This is a genomic window from Brevundimonas sp. AVps23W, from assembly GCF_058681395.1.
In genome coordinates this window covers 2,105,617-2,125,960 of sequence record NZ_CM178738.1, presented here as the reverse complement: position 1 = coordinate 2,125,960, position 20,344 = coordinate 2,105,617, and the positions used below count along the sequence as shown (strand labels likewise).

Annotated in this window: 18 protein-coding genes and 1 tRNA gene; 11 read left to right on the top strand and 8 right to left on the bottom strand. The window is 66.2% G+C overall.

Annotated features, from left to right (window positions below):
- A complete protein-coding gene (locus ACW177_RS10380; RefSeq protein WP_492025643.1) occupies nt 1-1,323 on the bottom strand; it encodes an MFS transporter in 1,323 nt (440 codons plus the stop codon).
- 298 nt (nt 1,324-1,621) lie between these two features.
- Here ACW177_RS10380 and ACW177_RS10375 point away from each other — a divergent pair, with 298 nt between their 5' ends.
- The gene (locus ACW177_RS10375) at nt 1,622-2,287 is read left to right on the top strand and encodes a TetR/AcrR family transcriptional regulator (RefSeq protein WP_492025642.1); all 666 of its coding nucleotides are present in this window, start codon (nt 1,622-1,624) and stop codon (nt 2,285-2,287) included.
- Between the two features lie 25 nt (nt 2,288-2,312).
- On the opposite strand, the gene ACW177_RS10370 is transcribed toward ACW177_RS10375, so the two are convergent.
- Nucleotides 2,313-3,854 (bottom strand): class I adenylate-forming enzyme family protein, encoded by a 1,542-nt coding sequence (locus ACW177_RS10370; RefSeq protein ID WP_492025641.1) that lies wholly within the window; start codon nt 3,852-3,854, stop codon nt 2,313-2,315.
- A gap of 270 nt (nt 3,855-4,124) precedes the next feature.
- Between ACW177_RS10370 and ACW177_RS10365 the strand changes: the two genes are divergently transcribed.
- The 4 genes from ACW177_RS10365 to ACW177_RS10350 all read left to right on the top strand — a co-directional run bounded on the left by ACW177_RS10365 (nt 4,125) and on the right by ACW177_RS10350 (nt 7,723).
- Nucleotides 4,125-5,033, top strand: coding sequence for an enoyl-CoA hydratase-related protein (locus ACW177_RS10365; protein WP_492025640.1), 909 nt, complete (start codon nt 4,125-4,127; stop codon nt 5,031-5,033).
- Between the two features lie 109 nt (nt 5,034-5,142).
- A complete protein-coding gene (locus ACW177_RS10360; RefSeq protein ID WP_492025639.1) occupies nt 5,143-6,168 on the top strand; it encodes a Gfo/Idh/MocA family oxidoreductase in 1,026 nt (341 codons plus the stop codon).
- Nucleotide 6,169: 1 nt separating this feature from the next.
- Nucleotides 6,170-6,487, top strand: coding sequence for a 2Fe-2S iron-sulfur cluster-binding protein (locus ACW177_RS10355; RefSeq protein ID WP_492025638.1), 318 nt, complete (start codon nt 6,170-6,172; stop codon nt 6,485-6,487).
- A gap of 3 nt (nt 6,488-6,490) precedes the next feature.
- The gene (locus tag ACW177_RS10350) at nt 6,491-7,723 is read left to right on the top strand and encodes an NAD(P)/FAD-dependent oxidoreductase (protein WP_492025637.1); all 1,233 of its coding nucleotides are present in this window, start codon (nt 6,491-6,493) and stop codon (nt 7,721-7,723) included.
- Between the two features lie 144 nt (nt 7,724-7,867).
- On the opposite strand, the gene ACW177_RS10345 is transcribed toward ACW177_RS10350, so the two are convergent.
- Complete coding sequence (locus ACW177_RS10345; RefSeq protein WP_492025636.1) at nt 7,868-8,995, bottom strand: lipocalin-like domain-containing protein; 1,128 nt, start codon at nt 8,993-8,995, stop codon at nt 7,868-7,870.
- 114 nt (nt 8,996-9,109) lie between these two features.
- Between ACW177_RS10345 and ACW177_RS10340 the strand changes: the two genes are divergently transcribed.
- Complete coding sequence (locus tag ACW177_RS10340; protein ID WP_492025635.1) at nt 9,110-9,721, top strand: TetR/AcrR family transcriptional regulator; 612 nt, start codon at nt 9,110-9,112, stop codon at nt 9,719-9,721.
- On the opposite strand, the gene ACW177_RS10335 is transcribed toward ACW177_RS10340, so the two are convergent.
- A complete protein-coding gene (locus ACW177_RS10335; RefSeq protein ID WP_492025634.1) occupies nt 9,718-10,248 on the bottom strand; it encodes a chemotaxis protein CheD in 531 nt (176 codons plus the stop codon). The two genes, ACW177_RS10340 and ACW177_RS10335, sit on opposite strands and share 4 nt — an antisense overlap.
- Nucleotides 10,249-10,436: 188 nt before the next feature.
- Here ACW177_RS10335 and ACW177_RS10330 point away from each other — a divergent pair, with 188 nt between their 5' ends.
- The 3 genes from ACW177_RS10330 (at nt 10,437) to ACW177_RS10320 (ending at nt 11,539) form a co-directional block, all read left to right on the top strand.
- Nucleotides 10,437-10,952 carry a Dps family protein gene (locus tag ACW177_RS10330; RefSeq protein ID WP_492025633.1) on the top strand — a complete coding sequence of 172 codons (516 nt, stop codon included), beginning with the start codon at nt 10,437-10,439 and terminating at the stop codon, nt 10,950-10,952.
- Between the two features lie 81 nt (nt 10,953-11,033).
- Complete coding sequence (locus ACW177_RS10325) at nt 11,034-11,396, top strand: hypothetical protein (protein WP_492025632.1); 363 nt, start codon at nt 11,034-11,036, stop codon at nt 11,394-11,396.
- Nucleotides 11,397-11,454: 58 nt separating this feature from the next.
- Nucleotides 11,455-11,539: transfer RNA gene (locus tag ACW177_RS10320), tRNA-Leu, on the top strand.
- 109 nt (nt 11,540-11,648) lie between these two features.
- Here the strand turns inward: ACW177_RS10320 and ACW177_RS10315 are convergent.
- Nucleotides 11,649-13,223, bottom strand: a complete 1,575-nt coding sequence (locus tag ACW177_RS10315; protein ID WP_492025631.1) for an amino acid permease — start codon at nt 13,221-13,223, stop codon at nt 11,649-11,651.
- 166 nt (nt 13,224-13,389) lie between these two features.
- Between ACW177_RS10315 and hrpB the strand changes: the two genes are divergently transcribed.
- Both hrpB and ACW177_RS10305 read left to right on the top strand, forming a co-directional pair.
- Nucleotides 13,390-15,825, top strand: a complete 2,436-nt coding sequence (hrpB, locus tag ACW177_RS10310) for an ATP-dependent helicase HrpB (RefSeq protein ID WP_492025630.1) — start codon at nt 13,390-13,392, stop codon at nt 15,823-15,825.
- A 62-nt stretch (nt 15,826-15,887) separates the two neighbouring features.
- A complete protein-coding gene (locus ACW177_RS10305; RefSeq protein WP_492025629.1) occupies nt 15,888-17,174 on the top strand; it encodes an MFS transporter in 1,287 nt (428 codons plus the stop codon).
- A gap of 9 nt (nt 17,175-17,183) precedes the next feature.
- On the opposite strand, the gene ACW177_RS10300 is transcribed toward ACW177_RS10305, so the two are convergent.
- Genes ACW177_RS10300 through ACW177_RS10290 form a run of 3 tightly spaced genes read right to left on the bottom strand, consistent with a single transcriptional unit; the run spans nt 17,184 to nt 20,305 of the window.
- Entirely contained in the window at nt 17,184-17,993 is an 810-nt protein-coding gene (locus ACW177_RS10300; RefSeq protein ID WP_492025628.1) for a TrmH family RNA methyltransferase, read from the bottom strand.
- Complete coding sequence (locus ACW177_RS10295) at nt 17,990-18,901, bottom strand: RsmD family RNA methyltransferase (RefSeq protein ID WP_492025627.1); 912 nt, start codon at nt 18,899-18,901, stop codon at nt 17,990-17,992. The genes ACW177_RS10300 and ACW177_RS10295 overlap by 4 nt, the downstream gene beginning before the upstream one ends.
- An 18-nt stretch (nt 18,902-18,919) precedes the next feature.
- Nucleotides 18,920-20,305 carry a glycosyltransferase gene (locus ACW177_RS10290; RefSeq protein ID WP_492025626.1) on the bottom strand — a complete coding sequence of 462 codons (1,386 nt, stop codon included), beginning with the start codon at nt 20,303-20,305 and terminating at the stop codon, nt 18,920-18,922.
- Nucleotides 20,306-20,344 lie beyond the last annotated feature (39 nt).

Here is a 20,344-nt window from a genome sequence, read left to right as displayed (position 1 = left end):
TCAGCGGATATCGCCTAGCGCTCGCCTCAGCGGCCGCGCCGCCAGTCCGAAACATAGTCCGGAGCCGAGAAGGCCGAGGACAGCGGTGGCGGCGAGGCCGACCGAAAGGGGCGCGGCGCCTTGCGCGAGCCCGGCGATATAGGCCGCCAGCGGAGGCCCGACGCCCAGGCCGAAACTCGAGATGCAGATCAGAAGGAGGGCTGTGAGCGTCGCCCGCATCTGTCCGGGCGCCATTTGCTGAAGGATGATGATGATGATGTTCGCCCCCCCGATGATCAGGAATCCGCCGACGAGATAGAGGCCCAGGAACGCCTCGGGGGAGGCGCTCAGCACCCCGACGATGACGGCCGCGGCGCCGAGCGTCGTGGCGATCGCGGGAAGCCATGAGGCCAGCGCCACGCTGCGCTTGATCAGCGCCTTGAGGACGAGCGGGACGATGAGCGTCCCCGCGACGGCGGCAACGAGCTGAACCGCGCCGAACTGATATCCCGCTTGGCTCCGATCCAAGCCGTGAACCCGTGAGAGCAGCGTCGGCCCCCAGGCCACCATGGCGTAGCCGACAACCTGTGCGAACCCTGCGCCCATGAAGAGGCCTCCGTACAGCCGGAAATTGGCGCCGAGATACTTGAAAACAGCGCCCATGCCGGGTGCGCTGGCCGCCCCGGTCGCTTGTCGAGCCGGTTCGCGAGCAAACAGGCCGAGCAGCAGAGCCAGAAGGAAGCCGGGGGCTCCAACGACGACGAAGACGACCCTCCAGACGGCCCAATCCCCCCCGCTGGCGAGGAGAAATTGCTCGGCGCCGTCGATGATGGCGCTGCCGAGCAAGAAGGCGCTTGAACCACCCGCCATGCCTGCTGCGCTGAATAGCGTCGCTGCGAGCAATCGACGTTTCGGCGCAAAACTGTCGGTGAGAAGCGAGAAGGCCGCCGGCGTCAAAGCCGCCTCGCCAAGCGCCAATCCGATCCGGAGGAGAGCCAGAACGGTGAAATTCTGAGCCAGGCTGGAGAGAATGGTGCAGCTCGACCACAGGAGGACGCCGGTGATGATCAGTCTTTTGCGATTTTGCGTGTCGGCGAACCGCGCGAGCGGAATCCCCACCAGACCATAGAAGAGGGCGAAGAAGGTGCCGAACAGCAGGCCGAGTTGCACGTCGCTGATCCCGAGATCGTCGTTCAGCGGCTTGACCAGAAGGGCGAGTATGAAACGGTCCAAAAACGACAGGACGTACATCAGCCCGAGAATGGCGAGCATGACCCATGCTCGGGGCGGCGTCCGATGAACGCCGGGCGCATCTAGGGCGTCGATTGATGATGTCGTGGCCATGCCTATCCTCCAGCGCGGGATCTGACGTCGCCGCTGCTCGATGACGCTAACAGGGCGTCGTGCCAAAACAAGGCAAAACTGACCGAGAGGACAGATTAAGGATCCGCCTTATCCTAACTTTCCCGCACCACTCCGCCGTGCCGCTTCAGCGTGTGCTTTTTGCGCCGTTCTTTGCCAGTTGGTCGGGATCATGGTTTAGAGTGTGGGTTCGCCTTGGAACCGGCTGACGCACTGGCGTGATCGTTGCTTTGTCCGGTTCCTTAGCAACCTGAGATTACGACTGAGACTGGAGCCTGGTTTGGACAGCGCCACTGCGCAGGAGATTGAAACGCCGACGGATATTGTGCGCGTTCGGCGGAGGCAGGTCCGCTCGATCGACACCAGGGCCAAGATCATCAAGGCCGCCATCAAGGTGTTCGCCGATTCCGGATTCGAGGGCGCCAGCACGCGGCAGATCGCGGAGCTGGCCGGAATTCGCCACGCGCTCGTGATCTATCATTTCGACACCAAGCTGGGCATCTGGCAGGCCGTAATGCAGGACGTGCTGGGGGGATTTCACGATGCATTCGTTCGACGCCTTGAGGGGTTGGACGGCGTCGATGATGTCACCAAGCTAAAACTGCTGAAGGCGGATTTCATCCGAATGTCGGCTCAGAGGCCCGAGCTTCACTGGCTCATGTCCCACGAGGCTGGGCAGAGCGACCGCACGTCCTGGTTGGTCGAGAACCTGCTCGGGAATACGACGGGGATCTTCCGGGAACTGATCGCCTCGGCCCAGGCCTCCGGACGCTATGTGTCCGGCGACTCGACCCACCTGTTCTACATCTTCCTTGGGGCGGCGGTCCGCATCTTTATGGTGGCGGGCGAGGTCGAGCGCATCTCCGGCCGATCCCCGTTCGCCCCCGACTATGTGGAAGAGCACATCCAGCTTTGCGAACGGCTCTTCTTCATCGACCCAGAGTGAGCCTGTGGTGTTAGGCTCCATCGCCCTATGAGCGTGACGCTTGCGCCGCCCAATAGGGTTCGCGCAGCTCGCGTTTGAGAACCTTGCCGGCGCCCGAGATCGGCAGCGGCTCGGCCCGAAAGCTGACGGATCTCGGCACCTTAAAGGCGGCCAGGTGATCGCGGCAAAGCGCCACGATTTCCTCTTCGCTCGCGTGTGCGCCCTCATGGAGCACGACGACGGCGTGGACGGCTTCGCCCCACACCGGATGTGGCACGCCGATGACCGCGCACTGCCTTACGGCCGGGTGGCGGGTGACGGCGTTTTCCACCTCGATGGAGAAGACGTTCTCTCCTCCCGAAATGATCATGTCCTTGATGCGGTCCGCCAGGAACACAAATCCGTCTGCATCCATCAGACCTCCGTCCCCGGTCCGCATCCAGCCGTCGACGATCGCCTCCGCGGTCGCCTCCGCCTGGCCCCAGTAACCGGCCATGACGCCTGGCCCCCGGACGGCGATCTCTCCGAAGGCCTCTCGCTCCACCTCTCGGCCGTCCGCATCGATGATGGCCAGCTCCGTGCCGAAGATGGGGCGACCGACGGATGTGATGAGATCGGGTCGTCCCGCTGGTCCGGCGAACATCCGGGAATGCAGAACGCTTGAGGTCGGCGCGGTCTCCGTCATCCCATAGAGTTGGATGGTCCTGCACCACGGCATCAACGTCATGGCGCGCTTAAGCAGGGCAGGGGGCATCGGCGCGGCGCCGTACAGGAGCGTGGCGAAACTGGTGGTGTCCGTCTCGGCAAAGGCCGGATGGTCGAGAACCATGCCGAGCATGGTGGGCACCAGCAGCGCCTGTGTGACCATGTGGGTCTCTATCGCCCTTAGCGCGGCGCCCGGCTCGAAAGCGGACAGCAGGACGCCTCTGGCTCCGCTGAGGAAAGAGGCGAACATCACTAGCGCGCCCGCGATATGGAAGGCGGGCGAAGCGTGGAGCATGACTTCCTGCTCTCCGAACATGCCCTCGGCCATGCAGGCGCAGGCGTTCGATGAGATGTTCCGCTCCGTCAGCATAACGCCCTTGGAGCGACCGGTCGTTCCGCCGGTATAGTAGATCCCCAAGACCCGGTCCGGCGAAGGCGCGATGGCGTCCTCCTTAACGCCTGTGAACAAGGACGCGTAGGATACCGACCCGTCGGTGATCCCCGCCCCGGCGTCGATGACCGTGACGCCGACCTGTCGGGCAGCTTCGGACGCCACCTCGCGAAATGCATCGTCCAGGACGACGACCTTGGCGCCCGAGTCCTGCAACCCGTGGACGATCTCGCCGGCGGTCCAGCGGAAGTTGAGCGGAACAATCGTGATCTCGGACAAGCAGGCGCAGGCGCTCAGCTCAACCATGGTGAAGCCGTTGGCGAGGACCGCAGCGACACGATCGCCCGGGCGGACACCCAGGGCCTTGAGGCCGGCCGCCAACTGCAGCGCGCGGTCCACGAGCGATGACCAGGACAGGACGGCGTCGCCCTGAACGAAGGCGGGCGCGTCTCCGTGAAGGCGGACGGCGCGGTAAAGTGACGTGGCGAACATGGTTTCCTCCGTATGATGTCAGGCTTCTGCGAGCCCTTTGACGGGTGAGCGGATCAGTCGGGTGTTTGGCGCAGCGCTTGGTTCCTCGCGATGAGCGCTGGCCGGGCCATACCTGCGAGTTCCGCCGAGGTCGCAACGACAGCCAAGATCCATCCCCAGACGGCAGCATTTTACGAAAGCTGCTTGCTATATTGTCCATTGGGATAACATAATAATGGCCAGATACAAGAGGACGTTCGGCTAAGGCCTCGTCCCAGGGAGGCCCGATCAATGTACGAAACGCTTCACCACGCGCTGGGTGATGACGGGATTCTTCTCGTCACCCTTAACCGGCCGGACGCGCTGAACGCCTTCACCGTCCAGATGTGCGATGAGCTTATCCGGACCTTCGAGGCGGCGAGTCTGGACGACGCCGTCCGGGCCGTGATCGTGACCGGCGCGGGCAAGGCCTTCTGCGCCGGCATGGACCTGTCGGGAGAGGGTAATCCATTCGGCCTCGACGAAACCCAGTCGCTGACGCTGGTCGAACTTGAAGCCCGGATGACGGACCCTGCGATCGTGACGGGCGTTCGCGACTCGGGCGGGCGTGTCACCCTGGCCATCGATGCCTGTCGCAAGCCGGTCATCGCGGCGATCAACGGCGCAGCTGTGGGGATCGGCGCGACGATGACCCTGGCCATGGATTTCAGACTGGCCGCGGACACCGCCCGGATCGGCTTCGTCTTCGGCCGGATCGGGATCACCACCGAGGCCTGTTCATCCTATTTTCTGCCGCAACTGGTCGGCCAGCAGCAGGCGCTGGAATGGCTTTACGTGGCCGAACCCTTCCCTGTCGCTGAGGGGCTCGCTGCGGGTTTGATCCGCTCGATCCATCCAGCCGACGCACTGATCGAGGCCGCCCGAGACCTCGCTCGCCGCATTACGCAGGGCCGCTCGGCCGCGGCGGTCGCGGTGACCCGCGCGCTCGTCCGCCGCAACGCCGCACGCGATTCGCTGCACGCCCACAAGACGGAGTCTCTGGCCGTTCACTGGCTCAGCCGCTTTGACGGCGCCGAAGGCGTCGCCGCTTTTCGCGAGCGACGGCCGGCCGTCTTCACAGGTCGCGCGTCTGACGGCCTGCCGCCGGACATGGCCTCCTGGTGGCCGGAAACGCTCGCCAATACGGCGTCTCTGCTGTGAACTTTCAGACGCGCGCCAATTCCAGCGTGGGCGCACCGCGTCGCACCGGTTCGTCTTGGCTAGAAGCCATTTGTGGACCGCGCGCGGGGCTTGAAGAAGGGCACCCGGCTTGACCGCTCCTGGTGGTCGAAGCGCTCCCTCGGACCTGACGATAGCCGTCGTCGGGGGCGGAGCATTTGGTGAGAAGCATATCTCGGCCATCCAGGCCACGGGTCGTGCCCGGGTGGGCGCGCTGGTCGGGCGGCGGCTGGAACCGACTCGGCGGATGGCGGCGCGGTACGGAATTCCGATTGCGACGACGGATCTCGACGCTGTCCTTGCCGATCCCCAGATCGATGCGGTCGTTCTCTGCTCGCCCACGCCGCTCCATGCCGGCCAGGCGATCGCCTGTTTGCAAGCTGGTAAGCCGGTCCAGATCGAAATTCCTCTCGCAGATTCCCTCGCCGACGCGCGCAGGGTGCTGGTGGCGAGCCAAGCGACCGGCGTCCTCTGCATGGTCGGCCATACCCGCCGCTTCAACCCCTCCCATCAGTGGATTCATCGCAGGATCCAGGCGGATGAGCTCAGGGTCCAACATATGGACATCCAGACCTTCTTCTTCCGGAGGAGCAACACCAACGCCAGGGGTGAGGCCCGTTCCTGGACGGACAATCTTCTCTGGCACCACGCGGCTCACAGCGTGGATCTCTTCGCCCATCAGGCCGGACCGATCATCGCCGCAAACATCCTTCAGGGGCCCATCGATGCGAATCTCGGGATACCGCTTGATGTGTCGATCCAGCTAAAGAGCCGGACAGGCGCGCTTGCGACGGTCTGCCTGTCCTTCAACAACCAAGGTCCCTTCGGCAGCACGTTTCGCTACATCTGCGACGGCGGCACCTGGATTGCGCGCTACGACGAGCTGTTTACCGGGGAGGGCGTCGACGTGCCGCTCGGGAACGATGCCCCGCACCTTGATGGCGTTCGCCTTCAAGACGAGGCCTTCATCAGCGCCGTTCTCGACGGCAACCCCACGCAAAGCGACATCGTCGACGTCATGCCTGCGTATGAATGGCTGGGGGTGCTCCAGCAGCAGCTCGACGCCCACCGGCTGTCGGAAATCGCCGCCAATCCACTTCATAAAGAGGGACCGTAACGTGCCGCGTTTGATTGTGACCACCCGTGCCGGGGTGGAGACGCCTGTCTTTGCGGAAGCGGGGGGATCTCTCATGGAAGCGATCCGCGACAATGGCTTCGACGAGCTGATGGCGCTTTGCGGCGGGTGTTGCTCCTGCGCAACCTGCCACGTCTACATTGATCCCGAATATCTGGATCGACTGCCGGGCCCAGCTCCGGACGAAGACGATCTGCTCGACGCCTCTGATCACCGCCTGCGGCAGTCTCGACTGTCTTGCCAGATCCGGTTGACGGACGCCCTCGATGGTCTGCACGTCACCATCGCGCCGGAAGACTGAAAAATGTCGCTGAATACGGAGTTTGATGTCGTGATTGTGGGCGGTGGCCACGCCGGTGCGCAGGTCGCTATTTCACTGCGAAAATGTGAGTTCCAGGGCTCGATCGTGATCGTGAGCGAAGAGAGCGACCCGCCCTATGAGCGGCCGCCGCTGTCGAAGGACTATCTGGCGGCCGAGAAAGGTTTTGAACGGATCCTGATCCGACCGAAAGAGTTCTGGGTCGATCGACGCGTGGAATTCCTGCTCGGACGCCGCGTCGTTTCGCTAGACCCTGAAGCAAAGCGGCTGGAGTGCGACGGCGGGGCGACCTTATCCTACGGTTCCCTGATATGGGCCGGCGGGGGCAAGCCCCGCCAACTGAGCTGCGAGGGTCATGATCTGGCGGGTGTTCACAGTCTGCGGACCCGTCTCGATGTGGATCGGCTCGCATCGGAACTGCCAGACGCAAGAAATGTCGTCGTCGTTGGCGGCGGCTTCATCGGCCTTGAGGCCGCGGCGGTCCTCTCGAAGCTGGGTAAGTCCGTCACAGTGCTCGAGGCCTCCACAAGAGTGCTGTCACGCGTGTCTTGTGAAGCTGTGTCGCGGTTCTACGAGGCCGAGCATCGACGCCATGGCGTGGACATTCGCACGCAGGCCCTGGTCGAAGGGCTTGAAGGCGTGGAGGGCCGGGTCAGGGCTGTTCGTCTGGGGGGAGGCGAGCGCCTGCCCGCAGACATCGTCATCGTCGGGATCGGTATCGAGCCGGCGGTAGGTCCGCTGCTCGCCGCCGGCGCTCAAGGTCGTTCCGGGGTCGATGTGGACGAGTATTGCCGCACGACCCTGCCGGACGTCTTTGCGGTGGGCGATTGCGCAAGTCACGACAACCTCTTCGGACCCGGCGGCAGTGTGCGTTTGGAGTCGGTCCAGAACGCCAATGATCAGGCGCTCGTCGCCGCGACAGTCATTGCTGACAGTCCCCAGCCGTATCGCTCAGCGCCATGGTTCTGGTCGAACCAGTACGACCTCCGGCTTCAGACGATCGGGCTCTCATTGGGCTATGACGACGTGGTCATGCGCGGAGAGCCAAGCGCGCGAAGCTTCTCCGCCATCTACCTGCGGAAGGGGCAGGTGATCGCGCTCGACTGCGTGAACGCCACAAGAGATTACGTACAGGGACGTCGTCTGGTGGTGGACCACGCCTGCGTGGATATTTCGGCGCTTTGCGACGTCACTGTCCCTCTGACGGCGCATTTCTGATCCTGCCTCGGTTCAGTGAACACCTGTCCGCCTACGACCGGGCGCGAGATTCACGGTCGTTCTGAACAGGGTGCGGGCGCGCGGTCGTCTGGGAGGACGGACCGCGCGCCACAGATCGGATTGATGAAGCGGCAGTTAGCAGCCTCAGCCGCGCCAGTCGCCCATCAGCTCAATCAGCGTAAAGCCGGTGACGTTTTTGCCGCCATAGACTCCGGAAACGGTCGCCACGCCTTCGTATTTGGGCTCCGTCGGGGAGACGATTTCCTGGGCCTCCATGACGGCGGCGACATCGAGCGTGCAGTCCAGCGCAGGGATGCGGACCTTGAAGCGGGTGGGGTATTTCTGCCCGCTGGCAGGGCTGGTCCAGATCGCGGAGGCGTCCTTGGTCAGGGGCTCGATGGCGGCGACCACATGGGTGCCGTCGGGATGAAGGGCGGTGACCCAGCTGAATCGCTGACCGTTCATTTGAATGTCCCAGAGCCCCAGGGCGACGCCGTTGCTGAGGTTGAGGTCCATCCAAGCCCAGTTGTCGTGCGGGCCGACGGCCCTGCCGGCCTGGCCCAGGAGGCCTTGCAACTGCCCCCACTGGCGGTCGAACCAGAATTTCCCTGTGACCTCATGCCGCTCGCCGTTCAGCCTCAGCCAGCCGGAGCCCTGGCCCCACGGGATCGAATACTGGACCGTCGGGGTGCCGCTCAGGAAGTCGAAGACGCCGGCCCCGCCGTTCATCATGATCCGCCCGGGGAAGTCGGCGCTGAGGTCCAGCGCGCCCCAGCCGAAATCCGCCTGGACATGGATCGCACGATGGTCGCCCTGGAGCATCGAACTCGGCGTGACGTTGCGCATCCGGGTCTCGTCCAGGCTGACTTCCCCGGCCGAGTGGATCTTTTCCTCGCCCCGATAGGTGCGCTCGGTGATGTCGGTGATGTTGAGAATACTGGCGATCTGCACCGGCTCGCCCGGCGGCGAGTTGATGATCTGGTGGACGAGGCAGTTCAGCTTATGTCCGGACGCGGTCTCGAGATAGCCGATCAGGAACCAGGAGTTTCGAAACACGCCGGGAAGATAGCGAAGGCACGAGACCGGATCGAAGAGCGGGGGAACCAGCGTCGTGAACTCCGGCGATGATGCGGATGCAAGACCCGCCGCCGAAGACGCCATCGCGGGCGTCACGCCCAGCGCCATGCCGCCCAGGGCTGCGCCGTAGCCTAGGAAAGATCGACGGTTTGTGTCTTGCGACCCGCCGGAAGATGCTACCTTGGAAGACTGCATAACCCACCTTTTCGCGATACTCATCTATCGTAATGGATAGAAGGGCGAGGCCTTGGGATCAAGGGGCAAAAAGGGGGATGCGGGGTAGTGAAACTGTTGAAGGGCAGGACAGCGATGGCGAAATCCGACGCCGCAGGCGCGACGCTGGGAAGACCGCGCGACAGAATGGTCGATGAGACCCTCATCCGCGTGACACTCGAGCTGCTGAGCCAGACGGGTATCGAGGGGGTCACCATGGCCCTGGTCGGGCGGCGCTCCGGACTGCCGGCCTCGACGATCTATCGCCGGTACCCGGATGCGCGAAGTCTGGTCCTTGCGGCGATCAAGGCCGACCTTGACCAGACTTCGTTTGACCTGACCGATCAAGGATCGCTGCGCGCCGATCTGCTCGCCTTCCTGCACGTGATCGCGGCGGGGCTGGGCGAGGGCCGTGCACGATTGCTGGCCGGGTTACTGCTGCCGGTACAGACGGATCCCGTGCTGGAGGCCCTGTTCACCACCAAGATCGACGCGATCCGCAACGATGGTTGGCGCGGGGTCATAGGTCGCGCCGTTCAGCGCGGAGAACTTCGACCGGAGGCGCTGCAAGCGCAGCCTCTCGACGATGTGGCCCACACCATGATCTTCTATCGGGCCGTGGTGAAACGCCATGCTGCGGATGAGGCCTTCCTCGCAAACCTGCTGGATAATGTCCTGGCGCCCGCCTTGGAGCCGTTCCGAACCTAGCGTGAGGGCCTGGGCCGCCGTCTTGCGGCTCCGAGCGAGGTCTCGACCACCTTTCCAGACACCGGCCAGTATTCCAGGCGGCATCCCAGGGCGCACACGCGTGGCGAGTTCAGGACCGGAATTCCCCGCGCGGCGAGGAAATCCAGGGCGAAGGCGACATTGCGCCGCCCCACATTGTAGAAGGATTCCGAGAGGCTGGCGCCGCCGAAGACAGCGGCTTCCAGGCGATGGAGAGACGCGCCATTCGCGAGCAGGGCGTCGACGAGCTGTGGCATCAGGTATTCGCCGTAGCGCGACGCCTGCGACGGGTTCGACACGGGCGTCAGAGACTGGGGGAGGACGAAATGGTTCATTCCGCCTATGCCGCGGAGGGGGTCGCGGATACAGGCGGCGACGCAGGAGCCCAGAACCGTAGTAATCACGGCGTTCGGGTTGCCGGAGATGCTGTACTGGCCCTGGGCGATGGCCGTACGCAGGACCGGTCGGCCGTCGTCAGCCCACTCGCGCTTGCAAATATTGTACTGCATGACCATTCGAGCCGAACAAGACCCGATATTGTTCAGGTCACTGAATTCATCATGCTCAGGATTGGTGTATGGGTGGTTTACTGGCGCTCGCGTCTTGCGAGAAAATATCAACATGACGCCGACGCGGGGGTTTCGCCGAGGCAAGTCGATACCTAGCTTGACGATAAGTCGAAGCCCAGGAGAACATCATGGCCACCGCCCGCGAAAAACGTCTGGCGCCGTTGAGAACCCCCACCAGCCTGTCGGAAGCGGCGACGCGGGATATTTCGGCCGCCTTGACCGGTCTGCTGGCGGACGTGTTCGCCCTCTATATCAAGACCAAGAACTTCCACTGGCACGTGTCGGGCCCGCATTTCCGCGACTACCATCTGCTGCTGGACGAACAGTCGGCCGAAATCCTGGCCATGACCGATCTGATCGCCGAGCGCGCCCGCAAGATCGGCGGAACAACCCTGCGCTCCGTCGGTCAGATCGCCCGCGAGTCGCGGGTGCTCGACAACGATGCCGACTATGTCGATCCGCTCGACATGCTGGCCGAGCTGAGGGACGACAACAACGATCTGGTGGGGCGGATGCGCGAGGTTCACGACCTGTGCGACGAGCACAAGGATATCGCCACCGCCAGCCTGCTGGAGAACTGGGTCGACGAGACCGAGAAGCGGGTCTGGTTCCTGTTCGAATCGGGCCGTCGCGGCAACGTCTGAGGTCGCGGCGTCCGGAACTCTCCCTGCTTGCCAAACCTTAACGGGCGGTAATAATCCCGTTCGGAAGGTGGGGAGAGGAAGATGCGGATCGCGTGGATCGGCTGCGGACTTGCGCTGGGCTTTGTTGTGGCGGCTGCCCCGGTGCGGGCGGACATGTCGGAGGCCTTTGGCAACACGATCGTGTCCCACTATCCCAACGGCCAGTGGGTGAAGCATTTCTTCGAGCCTGACGGGCGTTATAGCTCCCAGTTCTCGGACGGGCGGCAGTTGAGCGCGCGGTGGAGCCTGGAGGGCGACAAGATCTGCCTGACCGGTTTCCGTCCGCGTCAGATCCTGCCGCGCTTTTGCAGCCGTATGGTCGAGGCTGACATCGGTCAAAGCTGGCAGGCTCGCGACCCTTTAGGGCGCACTATTCGCAATGAACTGGTGGCCGGGCGTCGCTGAAACCGGTCTGCCTCTTGTCAGGCGCGGCGCGGCCCTCTAGAGCCCACCCCCTGCCCATGCGGATGTGGCGGAACTGGTAGACGCACTGGATTTAGGTTCCAGCGCCGAGAGGCGTGGAGGTTCGAGTCCTCTCATCCGCACCAAAGCAAAAAGGCCCCGGATCGCTCCGGGGCCTTTTCTTCTTTTTGGGCCTATCGCCCTCAGGGCTTAGGGCCGTCTTGGTTGGCCTGCCTGAGGACGTCAGCGCGCGTCTTAGCTGATCGGCGGGACGGGCGGAGGCGGCAGATCGCTGTCGGTCTCGTGGACCTCGATCAGGCCGCGTCCCAGATGGCTCTTGCGATAGCCGTACAGGAAATAGATCAGCAGGCCGAAGCCACCCCAGATCGGCAGCACCATCTTGGCGTCGTGCGGCAGGTTCCAGAACAGGAAGGCGCAGCCGAAGGCCGACAGGGGCGCGAAGACCCAGATCAGCGGCGTCCGGAAGGGGCGCTTGCGGTTGGGCTCCTTGACCCGCAGGACAAGCACCGCGATCGACACCATGAAGAAGGCGAACAGGGTGCCCGAGTTCGAGATGTCGGCCAGTTGGCCGACCGGGAACAGGGCGGCGCCGATGGCCACCGCGATGCCGGTGCAGGCCGTCACGATATAGGGCGTCTTCCACTTGGGGTGGATCTTGGTCAGGCCTTCCGGCAGCAGGCCGTCGCGCGCCATGACGAAGAAGATGCGGGTCTGGCCGTAGATCATCATCAGGATGACCGAGGGCAGGGCCAGCAGGGCGGCAGTGCCCAGGGCGTTGCCGATCTGGGGGTGGCCGATCACGCGCAGGACGTGGGCCAGGGCCTCGTTGGAGCAGACCAGAGCCTCGGCGTTGGCCGGCAGGGCGCAGGCGGCGACGAAGGCGGGCGAGCCGGGTTGGACGGCTTCGCCGGCCGCGCCGAGCACCGGCTGTGCGCCGATGGCGCCGGCTGCACCCAGAGCGACCAGCAGATAGAAGACGGTGCAGATGGCTAGCGAACCAATCAGGCCGATGGGCACGTTGCGTTGCGGGTTCTTGGTCTCTTCAGCCGCCGTGGAGACGGCGTCGAAGCCGACATAGGCGAAGAAGATCGAGGCGGCGGCGCCGACGATGCCCATGCCGGAAGAGGCGCCGAACAGGCCGTTGGGCGCGAAGGGCGACAGGTTGGCCGTCTTGATCACCGGCAGGGTGATGACGATGAAGACGGTCAGGGCGACGACCTTGATCAGAACCAGGACCGCGTTGACCCGGGCCGATTCCGTCGTTCCCAGCATCAGCAGGCCGGTGACCAGCAGGGCCACCACGATGGCGGGGATGTTGACGATGCCGACCGAGAAATCGGGCATAGGAATGAAGCCATTCATGGCCCAGGTCGGTCCGGCGGATAAGAGGTCAGGGAAGTCGAACCCGAGCCCCTGTTCTATCAGCCCCAGCACGTATCCTGACCAGCCCACCGAAACGGCCGAGGCCGCCACGGCGTATTCCAGGATCAGGGCCCAGCCGACGCACCAGGCGAGCAACTCGCCCATGACGGCGTAGGTATAGGTGTAGGCCGAGCCCGAGACCGGGGCCATGGCCGCCAGTTCCGAATAGCAGAGCGCCGCGACGGCGCAGACGGCGCCGGCGATGACGAAGCTGACCATCATGCCGGGGCCGGCCTTCTGTGAGGCCGCAGCCGTCAGCACGAAGATGCCGGTGCCGATGATGGCGCCGATGCCCAGCAAGGTCAGTTGGATAGGTCCGAGCGACCGATGAAGCGATTTCTTCTCGGCCGTGGCCAGAATCGCGTCGAGCGACTTAACGCGCCACATAAAATACCCCCACGTTTACAGCGACCCCTCGGCCGCGTCGGCGGGACGCTAGCGGCGGATCGCGGGCCGCGCAACGCGCATGACGACGGGGTTAAGCCCTCACGACGCTTTCGTGATCACCGCGCATCGGTGGCGCATCGGGGGCGCATCGGGCTAGAGGCGGGTCATGTTGCCGATTCACGCCGTTCTCGAGCCGCTGAAATCCGCCCTCGCGAGCGGAAATACGGCGGTGCTGGCCGCCCCGCCGGGCGCCGGTAAGACGACGGTCGTACCCCTGGCGCTGCTGGATCAGACCTGGCTGGCGGGAGGGCGGGTGCTGGTGCTGGAGCCGCGCCGTATCGCCGCACGGGCCGCCGCCGACCGGATGGCGAGCACCCTGGGCGAAACGGCGGGCGAAACGGTCGGCTATCGCACGCGGCTGCAAAGCCGGATCGGGCCGAAGACGCGGATCGAGGTGATCACCGAGGGCGTCTTCACCCGGATGATCCTGGACGATCCCGGCCTAGAGGGCGTGGGCGCCGTCCTGTTCGACGAATTCCATGAGCGCAGCCTGGACGCAGACCTGGGGCTGGCCCTGGCGCGGGAGACGCAAAGCCTGTTGCGCGACGATCTGCGGCTGCTGGTCATGTCGGCGACGCTGGATGTTGCGGGGGTGTCGAGACTGCTCGACGGCGCGCCGGTGATCGAGGCGGAGGGGCGGGCCTATCCGGTCGAGACCCGTTATTTGGGGCGCAATCCCGCCGAACGGTTCGAAGAGGCGATGGCGCGGGCCTGTCTGACGGCCCTGGGCGAAGAGACCGGTTCGGTGCTGGCCTTCCTGCCGGGACAGGGCGAGATCCACCGGGTGGCGCGACTGGTCAACGAACGGCTGCGGCTGCCGAACGTCGATGTGGTTCCGCTGTACGGCGGGCTGGACCGGGCGGAGCAGGATCGGGCCATCGAGCCGGCGGCGACGGGACGGCGCAAACTGGTGCTGGCGACCTCGGTGGCGGAGACCAGTCTGACCATCGACGGGGTTCGGGTGGTGCTGGACGGCGGTCTGTCGCGCGTGCCCCGGTTCGAGCCGTCCAGCGGCCTGACGCGCTTGGCCACCGTGCGGGTCAGCCGGTCCTCAGCCGAACAGCGGCGGGGGCGGGCGGGGCGGACCGAACCGGGCGTCTGCTATCGCCTGTGGGACGAGGAACAGACACGGGGTCTGGTTCCGCATCAGCGGCCGGAGATTCAGGAGGCGGACCTGACCGGTCTGGCGCTGGACCTGGCGCGATGGGGCGCGCGGTCGGTCGAGGGGCTGGCCCTGCTGGACCCGCCGCCGGCCGGGGCTATGGCGGAGGCGCGCAAGGTGTTGACGCGGCTGGGGGCGCTGGATGCGGATGGGGGGCTGTCGGCGCATGGGCGACGGCTGACCCGAATTCCCCTGTCGCCGCGCTTGGCCCATATGGTTGCCGTTGCGTCGGACGGGGACGACGCGATGACGGGCGCGCGGATTGCTGCGGTGCTGAGCGAGCCGGGACTGGGCGGGAACGGGATCGATCTGGCGGATCGGCTGGTGGGGCTGGAGCGGGATCGGTCGCCGCGCGCGCGGGACGCCTTGAAGCTGGCCGAGCGCTGGGCGCGGGCGGCGGGGGGAGGCGCGGGCGGCTCGGTCGAGCCGGGGCTGTTGCTGGCCGAGGCCTTTCCCGAGCGGATCGCCAAGGCGCGGGGCAAGGCCGGCGAACTGCTGCTGGCCAGTGGGCGGGGGGCGATGTTGGACGCGACCGATCACCTGGCGCGAGAGACCTGGCTGGCGGTCGCGGAACTGGGCGGAGGCGAGGCGCGGGACCGGGTGCGGCTGGCGGCGGCGTTGGACGGGACGCGGATCGAAGCGGACCTGGGTCGGTTGATCGAAATCGAGGATCGGCTGGTCAAGGAACCGTCGGGCCGAATGGTGATCCGGCGCGCGCGGCGGATCGGCGCCCTGGTGCTGGACGAAAAGATCATCGGTACGCCCGACGCCAAGGCCATGACGGCGGCCCTGAAGTCCCAGGTGGAGGCCGAGGGGCTGGGCGCGCTGAACTGGGGCGAGCAGGCGGCCGGGCTGCGGGCGCGATTGGGGTTCCTGCACGGGCTTGATCCCGCCTGGCCCGAGGTGTCCGACGCCGCCCTTCTGGAAGCGCGCGCTGACTGGCTGTGGCCGTTGCTGGAGGGAGCGCGGTCGTTGTCGTCAATCGTTGATGGGCGGTTGGCCGAGGCGTTGCGGGGGCTGGTCCCTTGGGACCTGCAGAGGAAGCTGGATGAGCTGGCGCCGGTGCGGCTGACGACGCCGCTGGGGTCGGCGGGGATCGACTATGGCGCCGAGGGCGGGCCACGCGTGGAGATCCGCGTGCAGGAGTTGTTCGGCGTCACCACCCATCCGACGGTCGGGGGCGGGCGGGTTCCGCTGACGCTGTCGCTGTTGTCGCCGGCGCGGCGACCGGTGCAGGTGACCAAGGACTTGCCGGGCTTCTGGGCGGGGTCCTGGGCGGCGGTGCGCTCGGACATGCGCGGCCGCTATCCGCGCCACCCCTGGCCGGAGAACCCGGCCGAGGCGCAGGCGACCAACCGGGTCAAACCGCGCGGAACCTGAGGCGCGGGCTTGACCGCGTGCGGTGATCAAGCAATGCCTTTGCGCCCAAACAGGATTCCGCCGTGTCTGACGCAAAGACGATTTCGCCGACCGCCCGAAAGGGGCGGGTTCTTTTCGCCAGCCTGATCGGCACCACGATCGAATTCTACGACTTCTACATCTACGCCACGGCGGCGGTGCTGGTGTTTCCACGCCTGTTCTTCCCCGGCGCTGATCCGACGACGGCCATGCTGTCGTCTTTCGCCACCTTCTCCATCGCCTTCTTCGCGCGGCCGGTGGGCGCCCTGGCCTTTGGGCATTTCGGGGACCGGGTGGGGCGAAAGGCGACGCTGGTGGCGGCCCTGATGACCATGGGCGTCTCGACAGTGGCGATCGGCCTGCTGCCGACCCATGCTTCGGTCGGAATCATTGCGCCGCTGCTGCTGGCCCTGTGCCGGTTCGGACAGGGGCTGGGCCTGGGCGGCGAATGGGGCGGGGCCGTGCTGCTGGCCACCGAGAACGCTCCGCCCGGCAAGAAGGCCTGGTTCGGCATGTTCCCGCAACTGGGCGCGCCCATCGGCTTCATCCTGTCGACGGGCGCCTTCATCGTGTTGACCTCGACTATGAGCGAGGCTCAGTTCGAGGCCTGGGGCTGGCGGCTTCCCTTCCTGGCCAGCGCCCTGCTGGTCTTCGTCGGCCTGTGGGTTCGGCTGAAGATCACCGAGACGCCGGAGTTCCAGACGGCGATAGATCGCAAGGAGCGGGTCAAGGCGCCGGCCGTGACCCTGTTCGCGCACCACAAGATGGCGCTGTTTCTGGGGACGTTCAGCGGGGTGACGACCTTCACCCTCTTCTATCTGATGACCGTCTTCGCCCTGGGTTGGGCGACCACGGGCATGGGGCTGGCGCGCGGCGACGTCCTGCCGGTCCAGTTGATCGGGGTGTTGTTCTTCGCCGCCTTCATCCCGGTGACGGCCCTGCTGGCGGACAAATACGGGCAGGTGAAGGTGCTGATCGCCTCGTCGGTCGGGATCGGCCTGTTCGGCGCCCTGTTCGCGCCGCTGTTCGGGGCGGGCTTGACCGGACTGTTGATCTTTTTCGCCCTTGGGTTCGGGCTGATGGGCTGCACCTATGGGCCTATCGGCGCGGCGATGGCGCGGCCCTTCCCGACGACGGTCCGCTATACGGGGGCGTCCATGGCCTTCAATCTGGCGGGGATCGTCGGGGCGTCGGTGGCGCCCTATCTGGCGACCTGGCTGGCGCGGACCTATGGGCTGGCGGCGGTCGGCGGCTATTTGGCCCTATCGGCGGTCATCACCATCCTGGCCCTGTGGGGCATGGGACGGGTCAGCCCGGAAACGGAACTCTGATCCGGGGCTTTAGGCCTCGTCCGTGGCGGCGTAGACCATGATGCCGGTGGCGATGGCCAGGTTCAGGCTGTCGGCCCGACCGCGCATCGGGATCTTGACGTTGACGTCGCAGGCGGCGGCCAATTGGTCGGTCAGGCCCGCCTGTTCATTGCCCATCAGGATCAGCGACGGCTTTTGCATCACGGCTGAGCGGTGGCTGACGGTGGCGTCCAGGCGGGTGCCGACGACGCTGCCCGGCCAGGTCTTGCGCCAGGCCAGGAAGGCCTCGGGGTCGGTCTTGGTGATCGAGACGGCGAAGACCGAGCCCATGGTCGCGCGCACGGCCTCGACCGAATAGGGGTCGACGCAGTCGCCGATCAGGATGACGCCGCCGCAACCCGCCGCGTCGGCAGTGCGGATGATGGTGCCCAGATTGCCGGGATCGCGCACCTGCTCCAGGGCCACCCAGCAGGGGGCGGAGGCCGGGTCCAGGCTGTCCAGAGGCGCATAGGCCTGGTCGAACACGCCCAGCACGGTCTGCGGATTGTCGCGGCGGCTGATCTTTTCGAGGATGGCGTGGGTGACGATGATGATGTCGCCGCCGGCCTTGCGCGTTTCGGCCTTGGCCCGGTCCAGCAGGGGGTGGGGGCGAGCCTCCTCGCCGACCAGCAGCATGCGGGGCGCGCGACCCAGGTCCAGGGCCTCGCCGATGAACTTCAGACCCTCGGCCAGGAAGGCGCCGGTCAGGTCGCGTTCCTTGCGCATGTGCAGGGCGCGGACGCTCTTGATCGTGTCGTTCGTCAGGGAGGTGATGACGCGATATTCGTCTTTGGCGCTCATCGGCTCCACCGCGCGAAGAAGGACAGGCCGATGGCGCGGGCGTCCGGGCCGTCTTCGGACAGGGCCAGTTCGCCCCAGTCGATGCGGCCGCCGCGGTCATGGGTCGCCTCGGCCATCAAATGGGCCAGGGACAGGCCCGAGACCCGGGCGGCATAGGCGTTCAGCAGCAGGAAGTCGGCGTCGTCGGCCAGCAGGGCGGCGCAATCCTTCAGCAGGAGCGGCATGTCCTCGAACAGGCGCCAGACCTCGCCGGTCGGGCCGCGCCCGTATTTCGGCGGGTCGAGGATGATGCCGTCGTATTTGGAGCCGCGACGGACCTCGCGGGCGACGTATTTGCGGGCGTCCTCGACGATCCAGCGTATCGGGTGCTGAGCCAGGCCGGACTGTTCGGCGTTCTCACGGGCGTAGGCGACCGACTTCTTCGAGGCGTCGACATGGGTGACCTCGGCCCCCGCGGCGGCGGCGGCCAGGCTGGCGACGCCGGTGTAGCCGAACAGGTTGAGAATCTTCGGCGCTCTGCCGGCTTCGTGCGAGAAGGCTCGCACCCGGTTGTCCAGCCATTCCCAGTTGGCGGCCTGTTCCGGAAAGAAGGCCAGGTGGCGGAAGGGGGTGAAACGGCCGGTGAATTTCACGTCGCGCCATTTCAGGGGGAAGGCGTCGATGGGGCCGTGCTGGTCGAACTTCCAGCGGCCGGAGTCTTCCTCCTCCTGCTGGGGATCGAAGGTGGCCGTGGCCTTGTCGAACGCCGCCGGATCGCGCGGAGACCAGAAGCACTGGGGCTCGGGACGGACCACGGTGTAGCGGCCGTAGCGTTCCAGTTTCTTGCCGTCGCCGGAGTCCAGCAGGGCATAGTCGGACCAGCCGCGGGTCACGAGGGTTTCGGGGGTGGGGGAGAGCAGGGGCGCCATCCTGCGGCTGATAGGCGGTCAGGCGGCCTCGCGTCCAGCGTCCAGCGCCACGACGGGCGCGCATTCGGCTTCGACTTCGGCGTCGTGGACCGTCTTGTCCCAGACATGGGGCGCCACGACCAGCCGCCAGACGGCATGGACGAAGGCCAGGCTGAGCAGGGACCAGTAGGCAGGCGCGGCCAGCATGTCGGTCAGCCTGTAATCCAGCCCTGCCTTCCGCGCGCCCACGGCGCAGCCCATCCAGGCGGCGATGATCCCCACGCTCAGCACCGCGTAGGAGGCGACCGGCGCGGCGGGCGCCATGCCGGCGTGAAGCCCGACCATCAGGGCCGAGGCGATCCAGGCCAGGGTCGGGGCGTGACAAGCGGCGGAGACGATGGCGGCGCCCAGGGTCATGACCAGGGACAGCAGCCCCCGTCGGCCCAGGGCCATGGGCGCGCGAGTGTGGACGCCCCAGGTCTGCATATAGCCCTTGAGCCAGCGGGTGCGTTGCGGGAGCCAGCGCTCCAGACCGCCGGGCGGGGGCTCCCAGGTCGGGCTGTTCAGTACGCCCAGCCGCCAGCCGGCCGACCACAGCCTGAAGCCCAGATCGGCGTCCTCGGTGACATTATGGGCGTCCCAGCCCCCGGCGGCGCGGAGGGCGGCGGTGCGCAGGTGGTTACTGGTGCCGCCCAGCGGAAACGGCAGGTTCAGACGCGCCATGCCGGGCAGATTGACCTCGAACAGGGCCGCGTATTCGAAGGCGAACTGCCGGTCGAGGAAACGCGTCAGGCCCGCGCCTCCCCGGCGGATGCGAAGCGGCGCCTGGAGGCAGCCCAGTCTGGGACTGGCGGCGAAGCGCGCGGCGGCCTCGCGAAGCTGGCCCGGGTCGGGGGCGTCCTCGGCGTCGTAGATGGTGACGAGTTCGCCCGTGGCGGACGACAGGGCGTGGTTCAGGGCGCGGGGCTTGGTCTGGGGCGAGCCCGGTGGGACGACGAGAATCCGAAGCCAATCCGGGCGCGGCGTGGCCTGGGCCGCCTCGAGGGTCGCGCGGTCGTCGGCCTCAAGCACCAGAAAGCCTTCGAGCTGGCGCCGGGGGTAATCGATCTGCGTCAGATTTCGGATCAGCTGGGGCACGACGGCCGCCTCGTCGTGAAGGGCGGCCAGGATGGTGTAGCGCGGCCAGCGCGCCGGGCGAGGCGGCGACGGCGTGGGGCGAAGACTGGCGATCGCAAGCGCCGCACGCCAAAGAGCGCTGATGACGAAACCGACCTGGAGCGCCACGACCAGCGTCATCAGCGTGGCGCCGGGCCAGGCGACCAGGCCCGCCGTCAAGCCGCCCGCCAGGCCGAGCGTGACCACGGCCTGCCACAGGGTCGGCGTTCGCCGCGCGGCGCCGGACAGTGGCTGCCTGCGTCTTATCATGCCTGTTCGCCCCCAAGCTGCGCAGACATACAACCCAGA